Origin of the sequence: Leptospira sp. B5-022, from assembly GCF_000347035.1 — a bacterium.
Taxonomy (GTDB): Bacteria; Spirochaetota; Leptospiria; order Leptospirales; family Leptospiraceae; genus Leptospira_B; species Leptospira_B cinconiae.
Genome location: NZ_ANIJ01000029.1, coordinates 1 through 21235, shown reverse-complemented (window position 1 = coordinate 21235; position 21235 = coordinate 1). Strand labels below are relative to the sequence as shown.

The window sequence follows — 21235 nt, the reverse complement described above, 5'->3', positions numbered from 1 at the left end:
CAACCGGAAGATGCCGATAACATAGGTATCATGAAAATGCGGGAGCAGTTTCAGTCGGCAATTCTTTCGGCAATTGTCCTTTTTACCTCCATAGACCTATATTCTCAAACCAAAACAATCCCCTCCAGGTTGGATTCTGTCCTTTCCAAGAAGGAATTGGTAGTCGGGGTCAATCGTGTCTACGAACCTTTCTATATCCAAGATCCGAAAGAAGGTTTTCCGGGTTTTGATATGGAACTGGCAAAACTATATGCTGATTACTTGGGAGTTGCGCTCAAAGTGAAACCTCTCAAAACCTTTCGACAATTTTCGGATGAGATCTCTGCAGGAACGATAGACATTGCTATGGCTGGGATGTCAACGGACTTGAGCCGCGGAAAAACGGTTACCTTTTCGGACCCTTATCTTCTTACAACTCCAGCCGGTCTGGTAAATAAACGTTCCCTTCCCCCGGAGCCGGAAGGTAGTATAGTAACTACTAGGACTTTTAAATCTTTGGAAGATTTATCGGTACTGAATGCTCTTTCATTTTCAGTTAGATCCAATACTACAAATCATAATTATCTTTTGAGGAGATTTGGTAAGAACCAAATCTATAGCTATCTATCGGATTCAATCGCGATAGACGCTTTGACTAAAGGAAATGTGATTTGTTACGTAGCAGATAGTTTATATATTCTATCATTATTACAAAAACAACCTAGTCTAAAAGCGAACTATGTAGCTCTAGTGAATCCGGTTATGGATGAGTATATTAGCGCCGCATTACCTTTGAACGATCTAGTCTTTACGGACAATTTTAATTTCTTTATCAAAGAATTAAAAAGAACAGGCGTGATCGAAAGTCTCCGTTCTAAATATTTTCTAGGAAGCGGTTGGGTAAAATAATTCGTGTTGGATTCTCCGTCTCAAAAGATCCGAATTCTCGCCCTAGTTATCCTTGTTCTTTTTGGCCTCTCTGTTTCTGCTCAGGAAGTAGAGGAAAAAACAAAGATTGATTTTCAGGGGAACTACCGGGTGCGTGGATTTAGTCTGGGAAGAGATATTTATACTTCGAGACAAACGCCTGTTACACCTTACAACCGATCGGATTTTCTACAACAATACAATCAGGACACTCTGACTAAGTACCAAAATGAGCTAGCAGCTAGACAGAAAGGTTATCCAAGTACTCTCAGTCCTCAAAAGGAAGATACAACCTATTACGATACTAGGATGACATTGAATATGAACTTTTCGACTTCGAAATATTTCGAAGCGTTGGTGGGTGTTCAAATTGGTGACGTTATTTTCGGGGGAAGAGGAGTTAATCAGACTTCTAACGTGGGGCCCGGTCAAGGTGGAGAAGCCTCATTCAGTTCTGCTGTGAATATGCAGACGAACTTTTTATATCTAAACTTTAAATTACCGGAGAAAAGTTTTACTGCTAGAGTTGGTTTACAACTTTTTACCTCTGCACAAGGAAGAGTTGTGTTCGTTCCGGGAACAGGCGTGAATTTAACCAAGGATATCCGGGATTGGAACACTACGATAGAAGGCGGTTGGTTTGTAGCAAAACAGAATAATCTCACCGACTTGGACAGAAATACGTTTGCAGATAAAAATTACCAAGGCTCCAACGTTTATTTTTATAAGATCAAAACGAGTTTTTTTAATAACGCAAAACATGAACTATACAGTTTTTATTTGGATGATAACCTAAGGGATGTTCAAGACGTGAACGGTGTGTACGGATTGGTTTCCAGGACCAGCGACGCGAATCAATTGTTCTGGCATGGTTTATTTAACGAATTTAATTTTTCAGATTTTACATGGACTATTCACGGTATTTACAATCACGGAACTGTTAAATCTTTGAATCCATACAGGGATGCCGATGGTAATGAGATCCAACAGAAGTACGACTTGTATAAGATCAAAGGAGGATTTTTTGATACACAATTATCTTATCGCTATAATGAATCCATAAGTATTACTTCCATGATTTCCGGTTCTACCGGCCGACCCGGTTACGAAAAGGATGGCACCAGATCCAACTTGCATGGGAACGGTTATCGAACTTTGTTCCCCGGATATTCTCTTTCTAATATTGCGAACGACTTTACGGGAGGTTACGCATTATTTTCCGGTAGAGACATGAGCGGTTTGTACGAGTACGGAATATTTACGGATATCGTTCTATCCGGACCCTTGGTTTTGACTTTAGGATATTATAGATTGTACGGGACCAAGTCTCCTCTCATCGATAATAATAGATTTTACAATGAGGAAAACTTCTATCACACCTCAGCTTATTTCGGTCAGGAATATAACGTAAATCTAAGATGGAGTGCATTTCGAGATATGCAGATACTTTTACGTTCCGGCTATTTCGTAGCAGGTAACGGATTGAAAGCTTATTTAGATACGACACAGGGAACAATCCTAAGAGAATTGTTCGTCACAGCGGAGCATAGGTTCTAAAGTTTGAGTCGTGAGCGGATCGCTCTACCTAACGTGTATTGGTCCGCGAGTTCTATGGAACCACCGACTGTGATCCCGTAAGCGATCCTAGTAACAGTTACATTAAAATTCTTTAATTGATGATTCAGATAATCCGCTGTTGCATCCCCTTCTAAAGTAGGGTTGGTCGCAACTAAGACTTCTTTTAGATCTTCGGGTTCGATTCTATTTAAAAGTTCTCGAATGCGGAGATCTTGAGGTCCTACTCCTTCTAAAGGAGAGATGACTCCGTTGAGCACATGGTATCTTCCTTTGAATTCTCCCGTGTTCTCTATGAAAAATACGTCTTCCGGTTGTTCTACTACACAAACTGTATGGCTGTCTCTTTTTTCGGAGAGGCAAAGATCGCAGATCTCTTCTTCAGAATAAGATCCGCAGCGGGAACAAAAACGGATCCTTCCCTTTACTTCCGATAAACTTTGGATGAAGCCGTTAAAAACGGCAGGATCTTGTCTCAATAAATGAAAACTGATACGGTAAGCGCTTTTTCTTCCGATACCTGGAAGGGAAGAAAGCGCATTTACCATTCCTTCAATCAAATGTTCAGCCAAGGTTACCGCCGAATAATTTGGAAATTTCAGAGAGATCTATTCCGCCCGTGATCGATTTTAATTCGTATTCGGCGGCCTGCTTTGCTTTTTGAATAGCGTCGTTGGTTGCCGCCATTACTAGATCTTCTAACATTTTATTATCTTCTGAATCGAATAACGCACGATTGATCTTTACATCCACGATAGAACCGTCCCCGGTAGAAGTAACCTGGACCATTCCTGCGCCTGCATCACCCATCACTCTCAGGTTGGAGATCCTTTTTTTGATCTCTTCCATTTTACCTCGCATTTCTCCCATCTTGGAGAAAATTTCGGATGCGTTCTTTAAATTTTCAAACATGGCTTTTATCCTAGAGTCCCAGCTTAGGCACTTTGGAAGGATCTACATCCGTTCCTAAAAACTCGTTTTTGAAAGATTTTTCCCATTCTGCGTCTTCGGAAGAAACATTTTTTGCCATATCTTCCAAAGAGGAAAGTGGTCCTGATTTTTGTTCCTGAGGGATTTCTTTCTTCTCTTTAGACACAATTGGGGCTGCTGTCGGAGCTGGAGTTTGTAATTCTTTGGGTGGCGTAGTTGCAGCTTGTTTCTTAGGAACCTCGAATGTAGTGGTAGGTGAGTTCGAATCCTGGTCTTGGATCATCAGTATGAGATGATTGATCCTATCTACAAGTCCCGCAAGGCTCGGTTTTGCCAGGTCTTCCGTAAGTTTTTTAATCTGTATCTCTATGAAAATTTTGATCTCGAAAGAGTTTCTCAAACGAAGAGTTTTTACTTTTTCGAATAATTCGAATAAACGAAAAGAAAGTTTGTTCAAAGCGATCGGATCTATGGATTCGAAATCCTTTCTCATCTTGATCAGATCCTCTCTCGGATAGTTTACTGATTCGGAATCCGCTACGGAATCTTTCAATAAACATAATGTATGAGTGAACTCGATCGAATCCCAAAGGAATTTGAAGATATCCTGACCTTCTTGGTATAAGTTCTCAATAATCTGTAAGGACTTGGAAGAATTTTCGGCATCTACCAGACTTTTGATAAAGTCGGATAAAAAATCGATCCCATGGTAACCGATCATTTTTCTGATCTCTGATCCTAAGAGTCGATTGTCAGTGAATACAAGAGCTTGCTCCATGAAGGAAAGCATATCTCTCACGGAACCGTCACCTTTCTTTGCTACCCAAAACAATCCTTCGGAATCGTACTTGGTTTTTTCTTCCTTACATAAATTCTCCGCATAATCTTGGAGAACGGATAAAGGGACTTTTTTAAAAATAAAGTCTTGGCATCGGGATAGAATGGTTTCCGGAATTTTATGATACTCGGTAGTAGCCAAAACGAAAACCACATGAGCAGGAGGCTCTTCCAAGGTTTTTAAAAGTGCATTGAAAGATTGGTCCGTAAGCATGTGCACCTCGTCTATGATGTACACTTTGTACTTACCGCCCATCGGAGTGAACTTTACGTTATCTCTAAGTTCTCTGATATTTTCTATCCCGCGATTACTCGCAGCATCTATCTCCAGAACATCTCCCGAAATTCCTTTCGTGATCTCTTGGCAAGAATCGCATTGATTGCAAGGTTCGTTATCGATCGGATTTTGACAGTTCAGCCTTTTTGCAAAAATCCTAGCGATTGTAGTTTTTCCTACACCACGAGGACCGAAAAAAATATACGCATGACCTATCTTTCCGGATTTAACCGCATTTTGTAATGCACCGATCGCTAGATTCTGATGGATTACGTCCTGGAATCTTTGAGGGCGGTATTTGCGGGAGAGAACTTCGTGATTTCCGGCCATAGGTTTGTAATTTTACCAGATAGCCCGAGACAAGAAAGGAGGAAAAGCCTAAAAGTCCGTCTAATTTCTCTTATCTTTGAAGAAAGTTTTGAATAACTCTGTGGTCGTTTCAGATTTAATTAGGACAAGTTCTGGAAAAAAATTTCTGCTATAAATGGTTTCTAAAGGAAGAGAAGAAATCCCTTCTCCCAATTTTGCAGGTACCAGATATGCTACTTTAGGGATTCTAGAAAGAAGAATAGAACCCCCGCACATTAAACAAGGCTCTAGAGTGGTAATGAGGATACAATCAGTGAGGTATCGTTCCTTGCAGATCCGTTTTGCTTCGGAAATCGCAAGAAGTTCGCTATGTAAGGAAGAATCTTCCGAAATTTCCACCGAGTTGAAAGCTTCACAAATAAGACTTCCGTTTTTGTAAATTTGCGTGAAACTTGGGATCTCTTCCGAATTTTGGCTTCGAATTTCTTCAAATCGGTCTAAAAAAACCTTAAGGAATGGTTCTATAATTTCTTGGCTCATTTTCGGTTTCTATTTCTGTTTCTCTTTTAAATTCTTCTTGCTCTTAGCGTATGTAAATGGTTTTTTCAAGCGCATGATTCTTTCGGCCAAATTGATGAGACCGGCCGGTTCTTCCGCAAAGTCCAACACTCTACTTGTACGTTTAAATTCTCCTACGGGACCTGTTTCCTCTCAAAGGCAACCTTTAATCTTAGGCCTGGCCTTGGACAGAAGTTGGTCCATGAAAGGAAACAAGATGGATTCTGTCATCCAGGCTTCTTCCTCCCTGGTCAATTGGTTGACCCGTCGCGATTTTTTAACCGCCGTTGCTTACGCAGAGGATGTTCAGGTCATCCAACCTCTTGTTCCGTTGGCCGAAAAAAATTCCGTCATTCATAGATTGAATTCTATCCAAGTAGGTACTTCCACCAACCTAAGCGGTGGATGGCTTCATGTTCTAAGAACTTTAGAATTACATCCGATTGCGGACGGTTATAAAAGGGTGATTCTTCTTACTGATGGAAATCCAACATTAGGGATCAAGGATCCTGTTCAGTTGATCCAGATCGCGGCAGATGCCTATAAAAAAGGAATCAGTACGACTGTGATCGGTTTTGGTAACGACTTCAACGAAATACTTTTGAAAGAGATCGCGGAATCGGGAGGAGGTAATTTCTACTATGTGGAAACTCCTGAAGAGACCGGTGATATTTTCTTCAAAGAATTCGGTGATATCGGGACCTTATACGCGCAATCCATAGAACTCAAAGTGGATTTTCCAAAAGGAATGGATTATTTGGACTTAGTCTCTGAAGTTTCTTCTTACCAAGAACCCGATCCGGAAGAGACAGGACGCGCTAAAACATTAGTATTAGAAGTCGGAGACATGAGAGCGGACGATGTTAAGAGCATCGTAGTCCAGCTTCGCCCGACCAAAAAAGATACTCCCGCAAATATTAATATTTCCGCAAGTTATTACGAGCTAACCGACGGCGCAAAACTTGAACAAAAAACCATAGATATTCCTTTGGATTGGAGGGACGACTCTGCCAAGGAAGATGCGGATGTTGTTGTCGAGGCAACCATCGCTAAAACCGGAAAAGGTTTAAGAAAAGCGGGAACACTTTTGAAAGAAGGTTATACGGAAGAATCCATTGCTCTCCTAAACGATCTGATCAAAGATATAAACGAGAAGGAAGAACTGGCGCCTGAAGTTTTGCAAACGCTTGGCTTTAGGGTAAGTTCTTTAAAAAATCGGATCCTGGAAAATTCTCCTACTGCCGCAAAACATTTAGTGGCTTCCGCTTCCGAGCTACAGTACGGAGCATTGGAAAATTTCCCGGACGATGGAGTGGAATACCACGATCAGATCTTTGCGTATCGTACGAATGAAGATATAGATCTTTATCGATGCCCTGAGATCAAAACTGCTATCCAAGAAAAGATGAAAGAAGGTTACAGATACATCGTATTCAATCTGGCTAAATCTTCGTATATCGATTCTTCCGCGATCGGTATGTTGATACAGATCGCAGGCTGGCTCAGAAAAAGAGGCGGAGAATTGATCGTAAGTAATCTAAGATCTTCTGTTAAAAAAGTATTCTCGATCACTCGATTAGAATCTCATATCCGTGCTTCCGAAACGGAGGAAGAGGCCCAAAGTTTATTGAAAGCCTGGATAGAAAGTAAGGCGGTTTAGCTTAGTAAGCTTTCCGCTGCGAGTATTGCATCCTTTACTTCCGAGTATAATCCGACCGGGATCGCGATACCTTTTTGGGTGGGTTTGTATTCACCTTCGCTGTCTGTGTACCAAACTCGTAAGTTCAGATATTTATTTCCTTTAAACTCTGAAATTTCAACTCGGATGATCTCACCTTTGCCTTTATCGATATCTCGGATTACACTCATAGTTTTCCCTTCCTGTCGGCAAAAGACTAAATTCCCGGTTTTGGATTTCCAGTCGTTTTCCATAAAAAAAGGCCCCCGATTGGGAGCCTTTTAGCTAGAAAAAATTTACAAAATCAATCAGTAAGTTTCCACGAAAAGTTGGTGGGCACCTTCCAGATGATGTTTGTATTCTTCGTAAGTTCCTGAGTTTCCGTCGATCTTTTGGATCTCTTCGATCACTCCTTTTTCCATCCCTTTCGGTCCGCCGCAGATATAGAAACGTCCACCGGAAGAGAGGACTTTTTTTACTTCCGCTTCCAACATTTTAACTCTGTGAGATATATACATTCTTCCACCGTCGAAAGGATTGTTTTCTTCTCTGGAGATAGCGGTAACTAATTTGAAATTAGGGAATTTCTGCTCTAATCCTCTTAGATAATCCATCATTACCAACTCATCCGAATAAGGTGCACCGTATACGAGAGTTATATTCCCTGTGAAGTTGATGAGTTTATGCTCAAGAAGTTCTTCGCTCATTCCAATAAAAGGAGCAATCCCTGTTCCGGTTGCAAGGAACATGATGTCTCCGGAAAAGTCGGTGTTTGGAAGAAGGAATTTTTTTCCGGAGGGTCCGGTCATTACTACTTCGTCGCCTTCTTTCAGATCACAAACGTAATTGGAGCAAACGCCTTTGAACTGAACGTTTCCATCCGCATCGTAAACATTATCTCTTTTGATAATGAATTCGATCGTATCTTCTTTCATTCCGAAAGAATAGCTAGGAGAAGCGATGGAGTATAAACGAACCGTATAAGCTGCGTCCGCAAGTCCCTTCGCTTTTTTTTCAGGATCTTCACCCGGAGGGATGATTCCGCCTGATTGTCCTATCAAATACGGATATTGGCTATGATCGATGGCTAGAGTGATTCTATGAATTAAGGACTCGCCTTCCTTTTTAGGTCTTTTACCTGTTCCAGGTTCCGGTGTAAGGCGAACATTGCTGATGACCTTAGCTTTTAACGGGTTTGATTTTTTGAATATATTGATTTGCGGCTCTCTAACGGGCTTCATGGGCGGGCTGGGTCCTGATGTCGATTTCTGATGTATTACAGAATTTTTTCGGAAGCTAATTCGTCAAACGGGATATTTCTATAGGAAGAAGGTCGATTTCTCCATATTATGTCTTCTTTATCTGTAATCCTTTGATAACTTATAGACTTAGATATTTGTCGCCTCATGTGAGTATTTCATTCCGAAATTTGGGATAGATTCGAATTCGATCCGCGGATACGTTGGCAGATATTAAAAGTCTAGAAAAGAGGGTCTTAATGGCTAGATATACATTGGAAGAACTGGCTTCCAAAATTTCCGGAGCAAAAATAGAAAATTGCGCGGACCCCAAAAAAGTTCAGGTGGAAACCGTATCTCCCGTCAATCCCGGAGTTGCGAACAGCATTAGTTTTCTCGCAAATAAGAAGATGTTAAACGAGGCAAAAAAGACAGCCTCTAGTATCGTTCTAACCACTTCAGAGTTCGCAAAAGAATTAGAAGTGCCTTGCTTGGTTGTAGATAAACCCGAACTTATCCTTGCTCAGGTTTTGGATCTCATCTATCCACCTCACAAGTTTGAAAATAAAGTAGAGACAAATGCATTCGTTCACCCTAGAGCAAAGATCGGTAAAAATTGTTATATTGGAAATTTTGCATCCGTTGCGGAAGATGCCGAGATCGGAGACAACGTAATCTTAGAAGACGGGGTTCGTATCGGAAGAGGAGCAAAGATCGGAGAAGGTTCGCATATAGGACCGAATAACGTAATCCACCATGGAGTTATCATCGGAAAAAGGTTCAGATCTTTCGGAAATTGTACTGTAGGTGGGGACGGTTTCAGATTCGTCTTCGCAAACGATAAGCACAATAAGATCCCTCAAGTCGGAACGGTTATCGTGGGAGACGATGTAGAGATGGGTTCCAATAGCGCAATCGACAGAGGTGGTTTGGAAAACACGATCATAGGAGACGGCTGTAAATTCGATAACCTAGTTCATATCGGTCATAACTGTGTATTAGGAAAAAATGTAGTGATTGCGGGTTACACAGGTATAGCCGGTTCTACGACGATAGGAGATAACGTTACTATCGGCGGAGGGTGTGGGGTGGCAGACCATATCGGAATTCCGAGCGGGACGATCGTAGGCGGAGGGACCTCCGTCCGTAACACACTTTCTAAACCGGATATTTACGTAGGTTGGGATTACGGACTGACTTTCCCTGAATTCCAAAAGTTACGAGTGAATATCAAAAACGTGGTTAATTTCCAGAAATGGGCTAGAAGAATAAAGGCTCTAGAATCCAAATTGGGAATTAGCTCCGAGGAATAGGCTGCGGTTAAAATGGGTCTGCCAACATTCTTCATTTAGAATGCCCTAAAACAAGGATTTGGCCGGTTCGAAAAACTTCCCGAACTATGTCCAATAGGCTTGACATCGTTCGGAGAAGGTTCAATTCTTCGCCTTATCCCAATCCGGAGGCTAGCCTTGAATACCCGACCCAATACTGAGGTCTTGGACCAGATTCCAAACTCCCAGATTTCCGGGCGGGACTTTCCTCAAATAAATAGATTAGGAAAGTTGTTGGATTCGTATGCGGACAATTTGCTGGAGCCACATTCACCAAAAGTCGTGCTGATCAGCGAGCTCAGATATAACCGCAATTAAACAAAAAGTAAATATTTTGATAAGACCCGAATTCTCGGGTCCTTCATTCCTTCTTCTGCCGAATAATATTTAGATTATTTAATTTTCTTATGGTCCTTTCCTAAAAAAAACAGGCAAGCTAAAGACATAACGCCGGACATTGACATTACCGTGATCATCGGATAAGCGCTTCCGTCGTGAAGAAGGCTAACTGCCGCTGTAGAAACCGCACCAAATACCATCTGTATTGCCCCCATTAAAGCGGACGCACTTCCTGCGTTTTTGGAAAAGGGGCCCATTGCGAGAGCGGAAGCATTCGGAACGATGAGTCCGAAAGCACTCACCAGGAAGAAAATCAAAACAAGCATAGGAATAAATCCGAAACCGAATACTTCGAAAATCACGAGCAAGGAACAGAGTATTAAATAAGAGAATCCGACATATTTCACAATGGTCGCGGCTTCCAATTTTTTGAGAAGGATGCGATTGATCTGACTAGCAAGGATCAGGCCGAAGGCGTTAAATCCGAACAGATAACTATAATCGGTTTGTGATAGTCCGTTTAAAACCATAAACACAAACGGTGAACCGGCAATATACGCAAACATCACTGCGGCGGAAAATCCGGAACTAAGCACGTAGGTTTTGAAGATCGGATTGGAAAAGACTTCGATATATTCTCGAATTACCGGAGCGATCTTAAGAGAAATGGAAGAGTCTCCTCCTTTGCTGTCATGGAAAATCAGCAGAGATCCGAAGAGCATTAAAGTAGAAATTCCGGTGAGTGTGAAAAATATCCATTTCCAACTCGCAAATTGAAGAAGAAGTCCTCCGACGGTGGGTGCTAGTATCGGCGCAATTCCCATCACTAAAATGATCTGAGAAAAAACTTTGGCCCCTTCGTGAGGAGAGAACACATCTCTTACCACGGCTCTTGGGATTACCATTCCAGCGCAAGCGCCTAAAGATTGAAGAAATCGGAAAAATATTAATGCATTCACGGAATTTGAAAACCCACATGCCAAGGAACTTGTGATGTATAATAGTAAGCCTACCAATAGAGGAATTTTACGACCGAAACGATCTATAATTGGGCCATAAAATAATTGTCCAAAAGAAATTCCGAAAAAGAAACTTGTTAACGTTAGTTGCACATCAGAGATCGGAGTTCCGAGATCCTTTGCGATCTCATTCATACCCGGAAGATACATGTCGATCGAAAAGGGTGCAATTGCAGTCAATGCACCAAGTATTAGGATTAAAGTGCCATTAGATTTGCTCACTCTCCTAGAATTTGATGCGACTAGTAGAGGTCTATTCTTCTAATTCCTTCCTTAGAATTTTCTTATCGAACTTCCCCACACTAGTTTTTGGGATCGAAGAAACCGACCGAATATCATCTAACTTCGGTAATTGCCAATGAGCAAAATGTTCTTTGAGTCGATCATGAATCTCTTTCGGATCTACTTTTTTACCTTCTACGGGAACTACAAAGATAACCGGGGCTTCGTCTCTTACAGGATCTTTTCTTCCGACAACTGCGGCTTCTAAAACATCCGGATCTGCCATGACGAGATTTTCCATATCCACTGAAGAGATCCATTCCCCCCTAGTTTTGATCAGATCCTTTTTACGGTCTGTGATTTGCATATAGCCGAATTCATCTAGGACCACAACATCACCTGTGCGGAACCAACCATCCGAAGTAAAAGATTCAGGAGATTCTCCACTTTTGTAAGAAGCGGCGATCCAAGGTCCTCTTACTAAAAGTTCACCGGGAGTTTTTCCGTCTTTAGGAACGTCTTTACCATTATCGTCGATTGCACGGATCTCTACCCCTGGAACAGGAACACCTTGTTTGGCTCTATAAGAATATCTTTTATCACCGTTCCATTCTTCCATAAAACCGCGAAGATGAGAAACTGTCCCAACGGGAGAAGTTTCCGTCATTCCCCATGCGTGGAGAATAGAAATCCCGAAATCTTTTTCAAAACCTTCGATCAGACCTCTAGGCGCGGCAGAACCGCCGACAACCATAGTATGAAGTTTTAGATTATATTTCGTTTTCTTTAAATGTTGGTAGAGAACATTCCAAACTGTAGGAACTCCTGCGGTCAGAGTAACTTCTTCCGATTCCAATAATTCCGCAAGCGCCGCTCCTAAAAGATGTTTTCCAGGAAATACCAATTTACATCCGGTCATTACCGAAGCGAAAGGTATTCCCCAAGAATTAACATGGAACATGGGAACCACTGGAAGAACAGTTTCAGATTCTCTTATACACAATGCATCCCCCATGCAGATGGACATAGAATGTAAATACGTAGATCTATGAGAATATACGACCCCTTTCGGATTTCCGGTCGTTCCGGAAGTGTAACAGATCCCGGCCGCCTCGAACTCGTCGATAGGTTCGAAATTTTCGACATCGTCTCCCGTTTTTAAAAAATCTTCGTAAGAGATAGCGTTGGGCAGATTCGGGAAGGGAACATTCTCCTTATCGTCTATAATAATAAACTTTTGCACGCCGTGTATTTGGCTTAAATTCTTTTCGATCGACGGAGCTAACGACTTATCCACAAAGATAAATTTATCCTTCGCTTCGTTGATGATATAAGTGAGTTGTTCCGGAAATAATCGAATATTGATAGTGTGGAGAACTGCACGTATGCTTGGGATCGCAAAATACAGTTCCAAATGAACCGAATGATTTAAGCAAAAAGTGGCGATCGCTTCTCCAGGTTTTACGCCCGCCTTTCGTAATGCGCTCATTAATCGTATCGTTCTTTTGTAAAATTCACCGTAAGTTAGTCTTTGGACGGAATTATCATGCCATTTGGTAACGATTTCCTTATGAGGATGAACCTCTTTTGCTCTTTTTAGAATGGAAGGCAAAACCAATGGATAATCCATCATTGTGGAACGCATAAACTTCTCCGCATAAAATCTCGGCCCAAGATTATTGCACCGAATCGGTTGAGGTCAAGAAGAATCGGAAGAAATTGAGATTGTTTTATCTCAAAACGAACGATCTCCAGATAAATGCATGTTGGAGTTCCTATATCCCGTTTTCAAAAAAAGACGAACTAAACAAAGTTAGTCGAAGGTTCACTTGCAATACCCGGCCATAGAAAATCCCAATTCATAAGCGGTAAAAATTTGGATATTGGCTGCCCACGCAAGTTTAGAATCCGTGTCGGTTAGATCTGAAGTCGCGATCGTGATCGGTTTTATTATTTTTTGGGTGAAGTCGCAAGGAGACACAGGTAGGCCTTGGTCCCCCTTCATATATTTTCCAAGAGTGAAGAATAAAAAGTTTCTAACGATCTGAGACTTACCTTCGAGCGCATTCGAGAATTTTAGGAACGATTCTAAATTTGATTCCAGCTCCAGCCTTGCTTTCGTATCCAATGGATTCACTTTCAACTTTGCCGAAGTCGTTTGAAATTTCTTTTCTAAATCTAAGCGAAGTCTTTCCGCACAAAAGAATTTCGTTCCTTCTTCTGCGCTTAAAGTTTCATATTTGATCCTATAATATTCGATATTTCCGTCTTTATTCAAATGATAATGTTTTCCTTCTCCTGCTTCCGGAACATAGACGATCTGGCCTGTCATGTAATCCTCTCGAATATTCTGTTCCGATATTTTATATAAAGTCTCTAACATGATCCTCTCATTCCCACTTGAGACGGATTTGTCGGGAAAAAGAAACCGTAAGCAGGCCTTATTAATATCCGGATGGTTTATATAGGTTTGTTGCATTCTTTGCGCTGAACCGATGCAGCTGATCAAGAATAAGGAACAAAGATAAAGAACGCCTTTCATGCAAAGGAAAATACTCCGGCTACTAACATTAAATCCATTCTTTTTTCTACGAGGAAGCGGGTAAAGCGCTCATTCTATAATATTCTTGACAAAGTATCATACCATACAGGGTATAGATTATGGAATTAGATGAAATAAGAAAACAGCTTACTCATAGACTACATAGGATCAAGGGCCAATTAGACGCGATCGAGAAGAATCTGTACAATAAAGATGACGATTGTGAAAAGACCATAATTCTTCTAAAGGCTTCCAGCCAGGCTTTAAAGAAATTCGGAGAAGCTTATGTACAGGATTATATGGATAAATGTTTCTCCGAAAAAAAAGCTCCTTCTTCCATCCAAAAAAACCTAAAAAAAGCGATTAAAGCCGCTTTTTCTCTCTAATCTCTTCCTTTCATCCTTTTTCAGCCCCGATTAGGTTCTGTCCTTTTCGGGTTTGAGCAATATCAAACCTTTACTCTCGATTTTTTGTTGACATTCAGCATACCCCTATGGGTATATGAAAATGATCATACCTATGGGGGTATATGGAATGAGTGAATCAAACGCAAAAATTTGGTATTTGGAGCGGATCCTATTCTTAATCGGAGGATCGGTTTCTTTGTTGGGTCTCTTAATCGCGTATTTTATCAGTCCTTGGGGACTGGTACTGAATATTTTAGCGAGTATCAACATGATCCTATTCTCGTTAGTCGGTTTTTGCCCCATGGCTTTTATCCTGACTCGACTTGGAGTACCTCGTAAATGCGAGGCTATTAGGTAAAAATTTATGAAAATTCGGTCCCTTGGTTCGCTTTTAGTAACTGGAACGTTAATTGTCACTCCGTTGTGGGGGGGTATTTTTGGAGAGGTTTTGGAATTTTCTTCCGTATGGGAAAAGGTCGCTGCAAATTCGCCTTCTCTCAGAACGAAGAATTTGGAAATAGAGGCTGCAAGGTCTGCGAGCGATCGGGCCGGATTACATTGGTTTCCGAAATTATATACGGATGTTCGGACTTACCAAACTGACGATCCTATTTTGAATTTTACGGGAAAGTTGGGACAAAGATCGGCAACCCAATCCGATTTTTCGACTGCGAGTAATCGTTCTAACCTTTCCAACTTTTTAGATTCGAATAATCAGTTATATCAGAATCTTAATCCGAATTCGGCAAATATCTTCGCCAAAGACACTTTGAATCGCCCAGGAAGTAACGGTTATTCCAGAGGAACCTTAGGTCTGGAATTTCCACTCTATGAAGGCGGTTCAAAGGAGGCTTTTAGGGAAATAAAAGAAAAGGAATTACAAGCGCAAATACATGAATCGGAATATTTTAATAAAACATTATATATTCAGACAGCCATTGCGTTCAGATCATCGTTGATCTTTTCCGAGGGAGTGAAGGAGCGAGAGAAAATACTTCGGCAATTAAGTTCATTTTCGAGTACATATAGACTCGATTCGTTTTCGAATCCTGTAGGACATTCAGGCTCCTTGGCGTTAAAATCCGTTCAGCTTAGGCTTATTTCTGAGATAAAGGAGAAAGATCTTTATAAAAAAGAGTCTTTGGAATCGATAAAAATCATGTCGGGCGGAGTTCTCGATAATCTCCAGCCTTCGGAATCCTCTTTAGCCAAATTTTATGACGAAAATTTACCCCTCTCGGTTTCCGCTTCCGAAGTCAGGACTCCCGTTTCGAAAATGTTAGAATCATATTCAGGTATCTCTAAAGATAAAGTTTCTATGGAGAATTCCAAATTTTTGCCGAAGGTCGGGGTTTATGCCGAGGCGTACGGTTATGCCGGCGATCGAAATTTTGCGAATTCATACAATGCGGGAGTTTATCTTCAGATGAACTTATTGAATCCAACGGATATCGGTTCCAAAAAGGAGGCGGAAATCCAAGCAAAGGCCGCGGAAACCAAATGGAAAGAAGCGCGGCTGAAAGAAAATTCAGAGTTCAAAATTCTTTCCGAAAAGGAAAGGGTACTTTTTCAGGCGGGGAAAGATTCCGAAGAATCCTATCGCATTCAGTACGAACAACTGATCCTTTCTCAGACTTTATTCAAAAGAGGTAATATTCCAGCGACGTCTCTTGCGGAAAGTTTTTCTAGGACCGCGGACGCTCTTACTAGGAAAGAATACATAGATCTAGAATATTTGAGAACTCGCGCCCAACTAACTCTTTATTCGGGAGATAACAATGCATCAGGAAACTAAAAAAGATAATGCGGAAGGATTAGCAGGAGTTCTCGCGGGAAAATTCATCCGTTCAAAACTGACTCCGATCTTCGCAGCTGTTAGCATTTTTGCGGGAATATTGGCCGTGTATCTTACACCAAAAGAAGAAGAACCGCAAATTTCCGTTCCGATGGTCGACATAGCTTTCTTTTCCCCCCAATATTCGGCAAAAGAAATGGAGAGAAAAGTAACCGAAGTCGTGGAAAGAGCTGTTTGGGGATTGGAGGGAGTGGAGTTCGTCTATTCCGCGACGCAAGACCATAAATCAATGATTACCGTACGATTTAAAGTCGGGGAACCTTTAGAACCTTCCTTAGTGAAGGTGCATCATAAAATTTTAGGGATAAAAAATCAACTTCCTCCGAACACTTCCGAGCCATCCGTTAATTCGTTTACAATCGACGATGTTCCTTTCTTAGCATTTACTTTTAGCTCTACGGAAAAAGATGACTATTCTCTTCGCAGCTTGATCGCTCCTCTCGCGCGTGAACTATCTTCAACGCCGGACCTTTCAAAAGTGGAATTGTTGGGTGGCCGAAAGAAATCGGTACGGGTAATTGCCGATCCAGATCGGATGAGACAATACGGCGTCGATTTTCTTCAATTATCCGAAAGTTTGAAGATGAACTCTTCGGATTTCCCTGCCGGAAAAAACTGGGATCCCAAAAAAGTTTACGATATCGAAATAGGATCCTCCATTCGAAACGAGAATGATCTCAAACAAATACCCGTGAAACAAAGCTGGGGGAGAGTGATAAAGTTAGGAGATATCGCTCGAATTTATGAAGGACCTGAAGAAAGAACGAGACAGTCTTTATTCTTTCTGAAAGAAAATCCGAATACGGCGGAGAATGCTGTTACGATAGTTTTTTCGAAAAGAAAGGGAACTAACGTGGAGGCTCTTGCCGGCATTATTCGGGAACGGGCAAACGAATTTGCAAAGGACCTTCCTAAAGAAGTAAAATTGACAGTTGTCCGCGATTACGGTCTTACGGCCGGTTTGAAATCGAAAGAATTGATCGAACATTTATTGATTGCAACGATATCCGTTTCGGTATTGATCGCACTCTGGATGGGCTTTCGCGCTTCCCTTGTTGTATTTGTCGCAATCCCGGTCACTTTGGCTCTCACATTATTTATTTATTATTTTCTAAACTATACTCTCAATCGGGTAACTTTGTTCGCTCTCATTTTTTCTATCGGTATTTTAGTAGATGATGCGATCGTAGTCGTGGAAAATATTGAAAGGCACCTTTCTTTTGCCGGGAAAAGAGGGAAGGTCAAGGCCATTTTGGATGCAGTTTCGGAAGTAGGAAATCCAACGATCCTTGCTACGTTTACGGTGATCGCTGCTATTCTTCCTATGGCATTTGTCCGAGGACTGATGGGCCCATATATGAAACCGATACCGGTAGGAGCAAGTCTTGCCATGATCCTATCGCTCATAGTTGCATTTTCAGTCATCCCTTGGGTTAGTTTAAGGCTGCTGAAAGAGCATACCGGATCGGAATCCGAAAGAAAAATATCTAAGTTAGACGCTTTATATCTAAGGATTGCCGGTTGGCTTTTGCAATCCAAGAAAAACTTGGCGAAAATGGTTCTGTTAATTCTGGTTCTATTTTCGATCGCTGTCTCTCTTGTCGCTTTTAAGATCGTGAAAGTAAAAATGCTACCATTCGACGACAAGGACGAGTTCCAAATTCTCTTGGACTATGATCCTCGAACTCCCCTTTCAAAAACAGTAGAGTTAAGTTCCGATCTTGCGAAGCGGCTTTTAGCGGAGGAGAACGTTGAGAAGATCCAAATTTTTGCGGGAGAGCCTGCACCCTTCTCTTTTTCCGGAATGGTTAAGCATACCTTTTTACGAAGAGATGAATGGAAAGCTGATTTGCATATCGTCCTTAAGGAAAAGGATTCTAGAAAGAAAAAAAGTCATGAGATCATAGAATCGATCCGCCCCATTCTGAAACAATTCAGCAGCGAGAACACCGTTCTGAGTAAAGTTCTAGAAATACCACCTGGACCGCCTGTACTATCGACACTCGTTGTAGAAATCTACGGTCCTAGTGAAAAAGAAAGGATCCGCGTTGCCAAAGAAATCCGATCCATTGCTGAAAATCAAGAAGGGATTGTGGACTTGGATTCCAGTCTTTCCGAAACAAGACCCAAGATAAAGGTTCCTTTCGAATTCGGAAAAGGAGGAATAGTTGGAATTCCTTCTTACATACTAGCACGTAATGCCGGATTCTTTTTTGGAGAAAATTCGATATTCTATCTTTCGGAATCGGAACATCCCGAGGATATTTCCGTCGACCTTTCCGTTCCAAACGATTTCCGATCTTCTCCTAGGTCGTTTTCCAATTGGGATCTATCTTCCCAATACGGGGGTTCGGTTTCTCCTAAGTTCCTGATCGGTAAGGAAGAAATCTCACCTTCTAAGATACTACATCGTAAAAACTTAAAACCGCTGGAGTACGTTACTGCGGAGTTTTCAGGAAAAGAAGAAGCTCCAGTATACGGGATCCTTTCCCTTACCCCGAAAATACAATATCCGATATTCACTTCGGAAGTTCCGTGGAACACGAAACATCCCGTAATAAAATGGGATGGGGAATGGTACATAACGTATGAGGTCTTTCGGGATCTTGGTGGTGCGTTCGCCGTCGTTATGGTACTGATCTATATTCTCGTTTTAGGATGGTTCCAAGATTATAAACTCCCCATCATTATTATGGCTCCGATCCCTATCTCTTTAATAGGGATCATACCGGGACATTTGATTTCAGGAGCGTATTTCACAGCCACTTCCATGATCGGATTCATTGCCGGGGCAGGGATAATAGTTCGGAACTCCATCATTCTGGTGGATTTTATACAAGCCGAATTGGAAGCGGGCAAACCGTTGAAAAAAGCGGTATTGGATGCCGGCGTAGTAAGGTTTCGTCCAATGTTTTTAACTGCGGCAGCAGTGATTGTCGGAGCATCCGTAATGTTGTTCGATCCTATTTTCCAGGGTCTCGCGGTGTCTTTGATTTTCGGTGAGATCGCTGCAACAGTGCTCAGTAGATTTGTGGTACCCGCGTTTTACTATTGGTTTTCCGGAAAGAAGGAGTAAAAACTAAACGAAAGATATATTCTAATTTTTTAATAAATACCTAGAGGAGAATGTGTATGAGAACTTTAATTTTGGGGGGTGGGATATCCGGACATACCGCCGGAACACTTCTGAAAAAGTACGTAAAGAATAAGCACGAAGTAGTGGTAATTACACCGAACTCACACTGGAATTGGATCCCTTCCAATATTTGGGTCGGAGTAGGTGCAATGAAACCCTCTCAAGTCACATTCGCATTGAAACCGGTTTACGACAAATTAGGAATACGGTACATACAAGCGAAAGCGATTAGTATACATCCCGAAGGTGGCACTCACAGAAACAAACCTTACGTGACGATCGAATATGTCGCGGGAGAGAAACAAGGAAAGAGTGAGGAGATCGAATACGACTTCTGTGTGAACGCAACCGGTCCCAAACTGAATTTCGATGCAACTCCGGGTTTGAGTCCTCAGTTCGGAAATAGTTTATCCGTTTGCACTTATTCTCACGCAGAAGAAGCGGGTAAAAAATTAAAAGAAGCGATACAGCGAATGAAATCCGGAGAAACTCTCAACTTTGTGATCGGAACTGGGCACGGGATGTGCACTTGCCAAGGAGCCGCGTTCGAATATCTATTTAATGTGGATTATGAACTGCGTAAGGCAGGAGTACGGGACCGGGCTCGATTGCTGTGGATCTCGAATGAGTATGAATTAGGTGATTTTGGTATGGGTGGAATGCACCTAGAACAAGGCGGCTATATCACCAGTAGCAAAATTTTCGCAGAGTCCTTGTTTGCAGAAAGGGAGATTCAGTGGAAGACCCGCGCTCACGTTACAAAGGTAGAAAAGGGATCGATCCATTATGTAACGTTAGAAGGTGAATCCGGATTCGTCCGCAGCGATTTTACGATGTTGATCCCTCTTTTTTCCGGAGTAGGATTAAAAGCATATTCCAGATCCGGTCAAGATATCACCGAAACTCTATTTGCTCCAAATGGAATGATGAAAGTCGATGCGAATTACCAAGCGAAGCCATTCGAACAATGGATGCCGGAAGATTGGCCGCGAACCTATCAATCACCTTCGTATCAGAACTTATTCGCTATCGGGATTGCCTTTGCTCCACCTCATCCTATATCCAAGGTGATGAAAACGGAAGAAGGAGTCCAAATTTCATCTACTCCTCCTCGCACGGGGATGCCTTCTGCAACCATGGGTCGCGCCGTAGCAAGAAGTATAGCGGACATGATCTTAAAAGGAAAACCCTCTCCGAGCCATACCGCTTCGATGGCAGAGATGGGAGCGGCTTGTGTCGCATCGGCCGGTAAAGGATTATTCGACGGAACAGCAGTGTCCATGACAGTTTATCCGGTAGTCCCTGACTACAAAAAGTACCCAAAATTCGGGAGATCTTTGAGGTATACAACCGGAGAGATCGGCTTAGCTGGACATTGGATCAAGTTGCTACTACATTACTTATTCCTTTATAAAGCCAAGACCAAACCGGGATGGTGGGCTATTCCAGAATAAAGCAGGAGATAAAATAATGAAGGAACCGACGGAAAAAGAATGGGTTCCCCTTGAAAATGCAAAACTTAGAGAAGCATACACCCAAGGGGATTTTACCTCTGTACCGGGAAAATCGGTACTCAGATTGCGGACGTGTATTCCATGGCAAATCTGGAGATTTATTTGGATTAACTTTCGTATGACGCTTATGATACTTAAATCGCATCATTAAGGTCGGAAAGTTCCTTGGAACTAATTTGGAAGTTTTTTTGCCGAAGAAGGGACTCGCCGTTTCGCAATCTCACATCCTGTTCGATTGGGCTCCACGGCGTCTTTCTCGCGTCTTCGTCCATCCATGGACTCAGATCGCGTTTGCGACGTTCCCTATGGGTCACTGCAAACGCTCTCGCTCGAAAGCTTCGAGTCCCTTGGATCTTAATTTAGTTTAAGTGCAATTTTTTGCCGAAGAAGGGACTCGCCGTTTCGCAATCTCACATCCTGTTCGATTGGGCTCCACGGCGTCTTTCTCGCGTCTTCGTCCATCCATGGACTCAGATCGCGTTTGCGACGTTCCCTATGGGTCACTGCAAACGCTCTCGCTCGAAAGCTTCGAGTCCCTTGGATCTTAATTTAGTTTAAGTGC

General features: G+C 42.0%; 18 protein-coding genes. 9 read left to right on the top strand and 9 right to left on the bottom strand.

Going from position 1 to position 21235, the window contains the following annotated elements:
* Positions 1 to 36 precede the first annotated feature (36 nt).
* Both LEP1GSC192_RS13640 and LEP1GSC192_RS13635 read left to right on the top strand, forming a co-directional pair.
* A complete protein-coding gene (locus tag LEP1GSC192_RS13640; RefSeq protein ID WP_020770567.1) occupies positions 37 to 888 on the top strand; it encodes an ABC transporter substrate-binding protein in 852 nt (283 codons plus the stop codon).
* A 3-nt stretch (positions 889 to 891) separates the two neighbouring features.
* Complete coding sequence (locus LEP1GSC192_RS13635) at positions 892 to 2463, top strand: hypothetical protein (protein WP_020770585.1); 1572 nt, start codon at positions 892 to 894, stop codon at positions 2461 to 2463.
* Here the strand turns inward: LEP1GSC192_RS13635 and recR are convergent.
* From recR to LEP1GSC192_RS13615, 4 genes are read right to left on the bottom strand one after another with little or no spacing between them, the layout of a single operon-like run.
* Complete coding sequence (recR, locus tag LEP1GSC192_RS13630) at positions 2460 to 3053, bottom strand: recombination mediator RecR (protein WP_036090233.1); 594 nt, start codon at positions 3051 to 3053, stop codon at positions 2460 to 2462. The two genes, LEP1GSC192_RS13635 and recR, sit on opposite strands and share 4 nt — an antisense overlap.
* A complete protein-coding gene (locus tag LEP1GSC192_RS13625) occupies positions 3046 to 3393 on the bottom strand; it encodes a YbaB/EbfC family nucleoid-associated protein (protein WP_020770561.1) in 348 nt (115 codons plus the stop codon). Before LEP1GSC192_RS13625 ends, recR begins: the two co-directional genes overlap by 8 nt.
* A gap of 10 nt (positions 3394 to 3403) precedes the next feature.
* Positions 3404 to 4855, bottom strand: a complete 1452-nt coding sequence (dnaX, locus tag LEP1GSC192_RS13620) for a DNA polymerase III subunit gamma/tau (protein WP_020770565.1) — start codon at positions 4853 to 4855, stop codon at positions 3404 to 3406.
* A gap of 60 nt (positions 4856 to 4915) precedes the next feature.
* Positions 4916 to 5374 carry a nucleoside deaminase gene (locus tag LEP1GSC192_RS13615; protein ID WP_020770573.1) on the bottom strand — a complete coding sequence of 153 codons (459 nt, stop codon included), beginning with the start codon at positions 5372 to 5374 and terminating at the stop codon, positions 4916 to 4918.
* 73 nt (positions 5375 to 5447) lie between these two features.
* On the opposite strand from LEP1GSC192_RS13615, the gene LEP1GSC192_RS13610 reads away from it, so the two are divergent.
* Positions 5448 to 7052 (top strand): anti-sigma factor antagonist, encoded by a 1605-nt coding sequence (locus LEP1GSC192_RS13610; RefSeq protein ID WP_020770574.1) that lies wholly within the window; start codon positions 5448 to 5450, stop codon positions 7050 to 7052.
* On the opposite strand, the gene LEP1GSC192_RS13605 is transcribed toward LEP1GSC192_RS13610, so the two are convergent.
* On the bottom strand, positions 7049 to 7261 hold the full coding sequence (locus LEP1GSC192_RS13605; protein WP_020770581.1) for a transcriptional coactivator p15/PC4 family protein: 213 nt from the start codon (positions 7259 to 7261) through the stop codon (positions 7049 to 7051). The genes LEP1GSC192_RS13610 and LEP1GSC192_RS13605 overlap by 4 nt on opposite strands.
* A gap of 117 nt (positions 7262 to 7378) precedes the next feature.
* Complete coding sequence (locus LEP1GSC192_RS13600) at positions 7379 to 8311, bottom strand: ferredoxin--NADP(+) reductase (RefSeq protein WP_020770580.1); 933 nt, start codon at positions 8309 to 8311, stop codon at positions 7379 to 7381.
* A gap of 257 nt (positions 8312 to 8568) precedes the next feature.
* Between LEP1GSC192_RS13600 and lpxD the strand changes: the two genes are divergently transcribed.
* Positions 8569 to 9621, top strand: coding sequence for a UDP-3-O-(3-hydroxymyristoyl)glucosamine N-acyltransferase (gene lpxD / locus LEP1GSC192_RS13595; protein ID WP_020770582.1), 1053 nt, complete (start codon positions 8569 to 8571; stop codon positions 9619 to 9621).
* Positions 9622 to 10031: 410 nt separating this feature from the next.
* Here the strand turns inward: lpxD and LEP1GSC192_RS13590 are convergent, their stop codons facing one another.
* From LEP1GSC192_RS13590 to LEP1GSC192_RS13580, 3 genes are all read right to left on the bottom strand, one after another.
* Positions 10032 to 11219 (bottom strand): multidrug effflux MFS transporter, encoded by a 1188-nt coding sequence (locus tag LEP1GSC192_RS13590; RefSeq protein WP_255349071.1) that lies wholly within the window; start codon positions 11217 to 11219, stop codon positions 10032 to 10034.
* Between the two features lie 31 nt (positions 11220 to 11250).
* Positions 11251 to 12864, bottom strand: coding sequence for a long-chain fatty acid--CoA ligase (locus LEP1GSC192_RS13585; RefSeq protein WP_020770572.1), 1614 nt, complete (start codon positions 12862 to 12864; stop codon positions 11251 to 11253).
* A 180-nt stretch (positions 12865 to 13044) separates the two neighbouring features.
* The gene (locus LEP1GSC192_RS13580) at positions 13045 to 13761 is read right to left on the bottom strand and encodes a hypothetical protein (protein WP_020770578.1); all 717 of its coding nucleotides are present in this window, start codon (positions 13759 to 13761) and stop codon (positions 13045 to 13047) included.
* Between the two features lie 119 nt (positions 13762 to 13880).
* Here LEP1GSC192_RS13580 and LEP1GSC192_RS13575 point away from each other — a divergent pair, with 119 nt between their 5' ends.
* The 5 genes from LEP1GSC192_RS13575 to LEP1GSC192_RS13555 all read left to right on the top strand — a co-directional run bounded on the left by LEP1GSC192_RS13575 (position 13881) and on the right by LEP1GSC192_RS13555 (position 20613).
* Positions 13881 to 14147 carry a metal-sensitive transcriptional regulator gene (locus LEP1GSC192_RS13575; protein WP_020770558.1) on the top strand — a complete coding sequence of 89 codons (267 nt, stop codon included), beginning with the start codon at positions 13881 to 13883 and terminating at the stop codon, positions 14145 to 14147.
* A 148-nt stretch (positions 14148 to 14295) separates the two neighbouring features.
* Positions 14296 to 14526, top strand: coding sequence for a YgaP-like transmembrane domain (locus LEP1GSC192_RS19580; protein WP_020770568.1), 231 nt, complete (start codon positions 14296 to 14298; stop codon positions 14524 to 14526).
* 6 nt (positions 14527 to 14532) lie between these two features.
* The gene (locus LEP1GSC192_RS13565; RefSeq protein WP_036090227.1) at positions 14533 to 15963 is read left to right on the top strand and encodes a TolC family protein; all 1431 of its coding nucleotides are present in this window, start codon (positions 14533 to 14535) and stop codon (positions 15961 to 15963) included.
* On the top strand, positions 15947 to 19099 hold the full coding sequence (locus tag LEP1GSC192_RS13560; RefSeq protein WP_020770557.1) for an efflux RND transporter permease subunit: 3153 nt from the start codon (positions 15947 to 15949) through the stop codon (positions 19097 to 19099). Before LEP1GSC192_RS13565 ends, LEP1GSC192_RS13560 begins: the two co-directional genes overlap by 17 nt.
* A gap of 56 nt (positions 19100 to 19155) precedes the next feature.
* Complete coding sequence (locus LEP1GSC192_RS13555) at positions 19156 to 20613, top strand: NAD(P)/FAD-dependent oxidoreductase (protein ID WP_020770570.1); 1458 nt, start codon at positions 19156 to 19158, stop codon at positions 20611 to 20613.
* Positions 20614 to 21235: the final 622 nt, after the last annotated feature.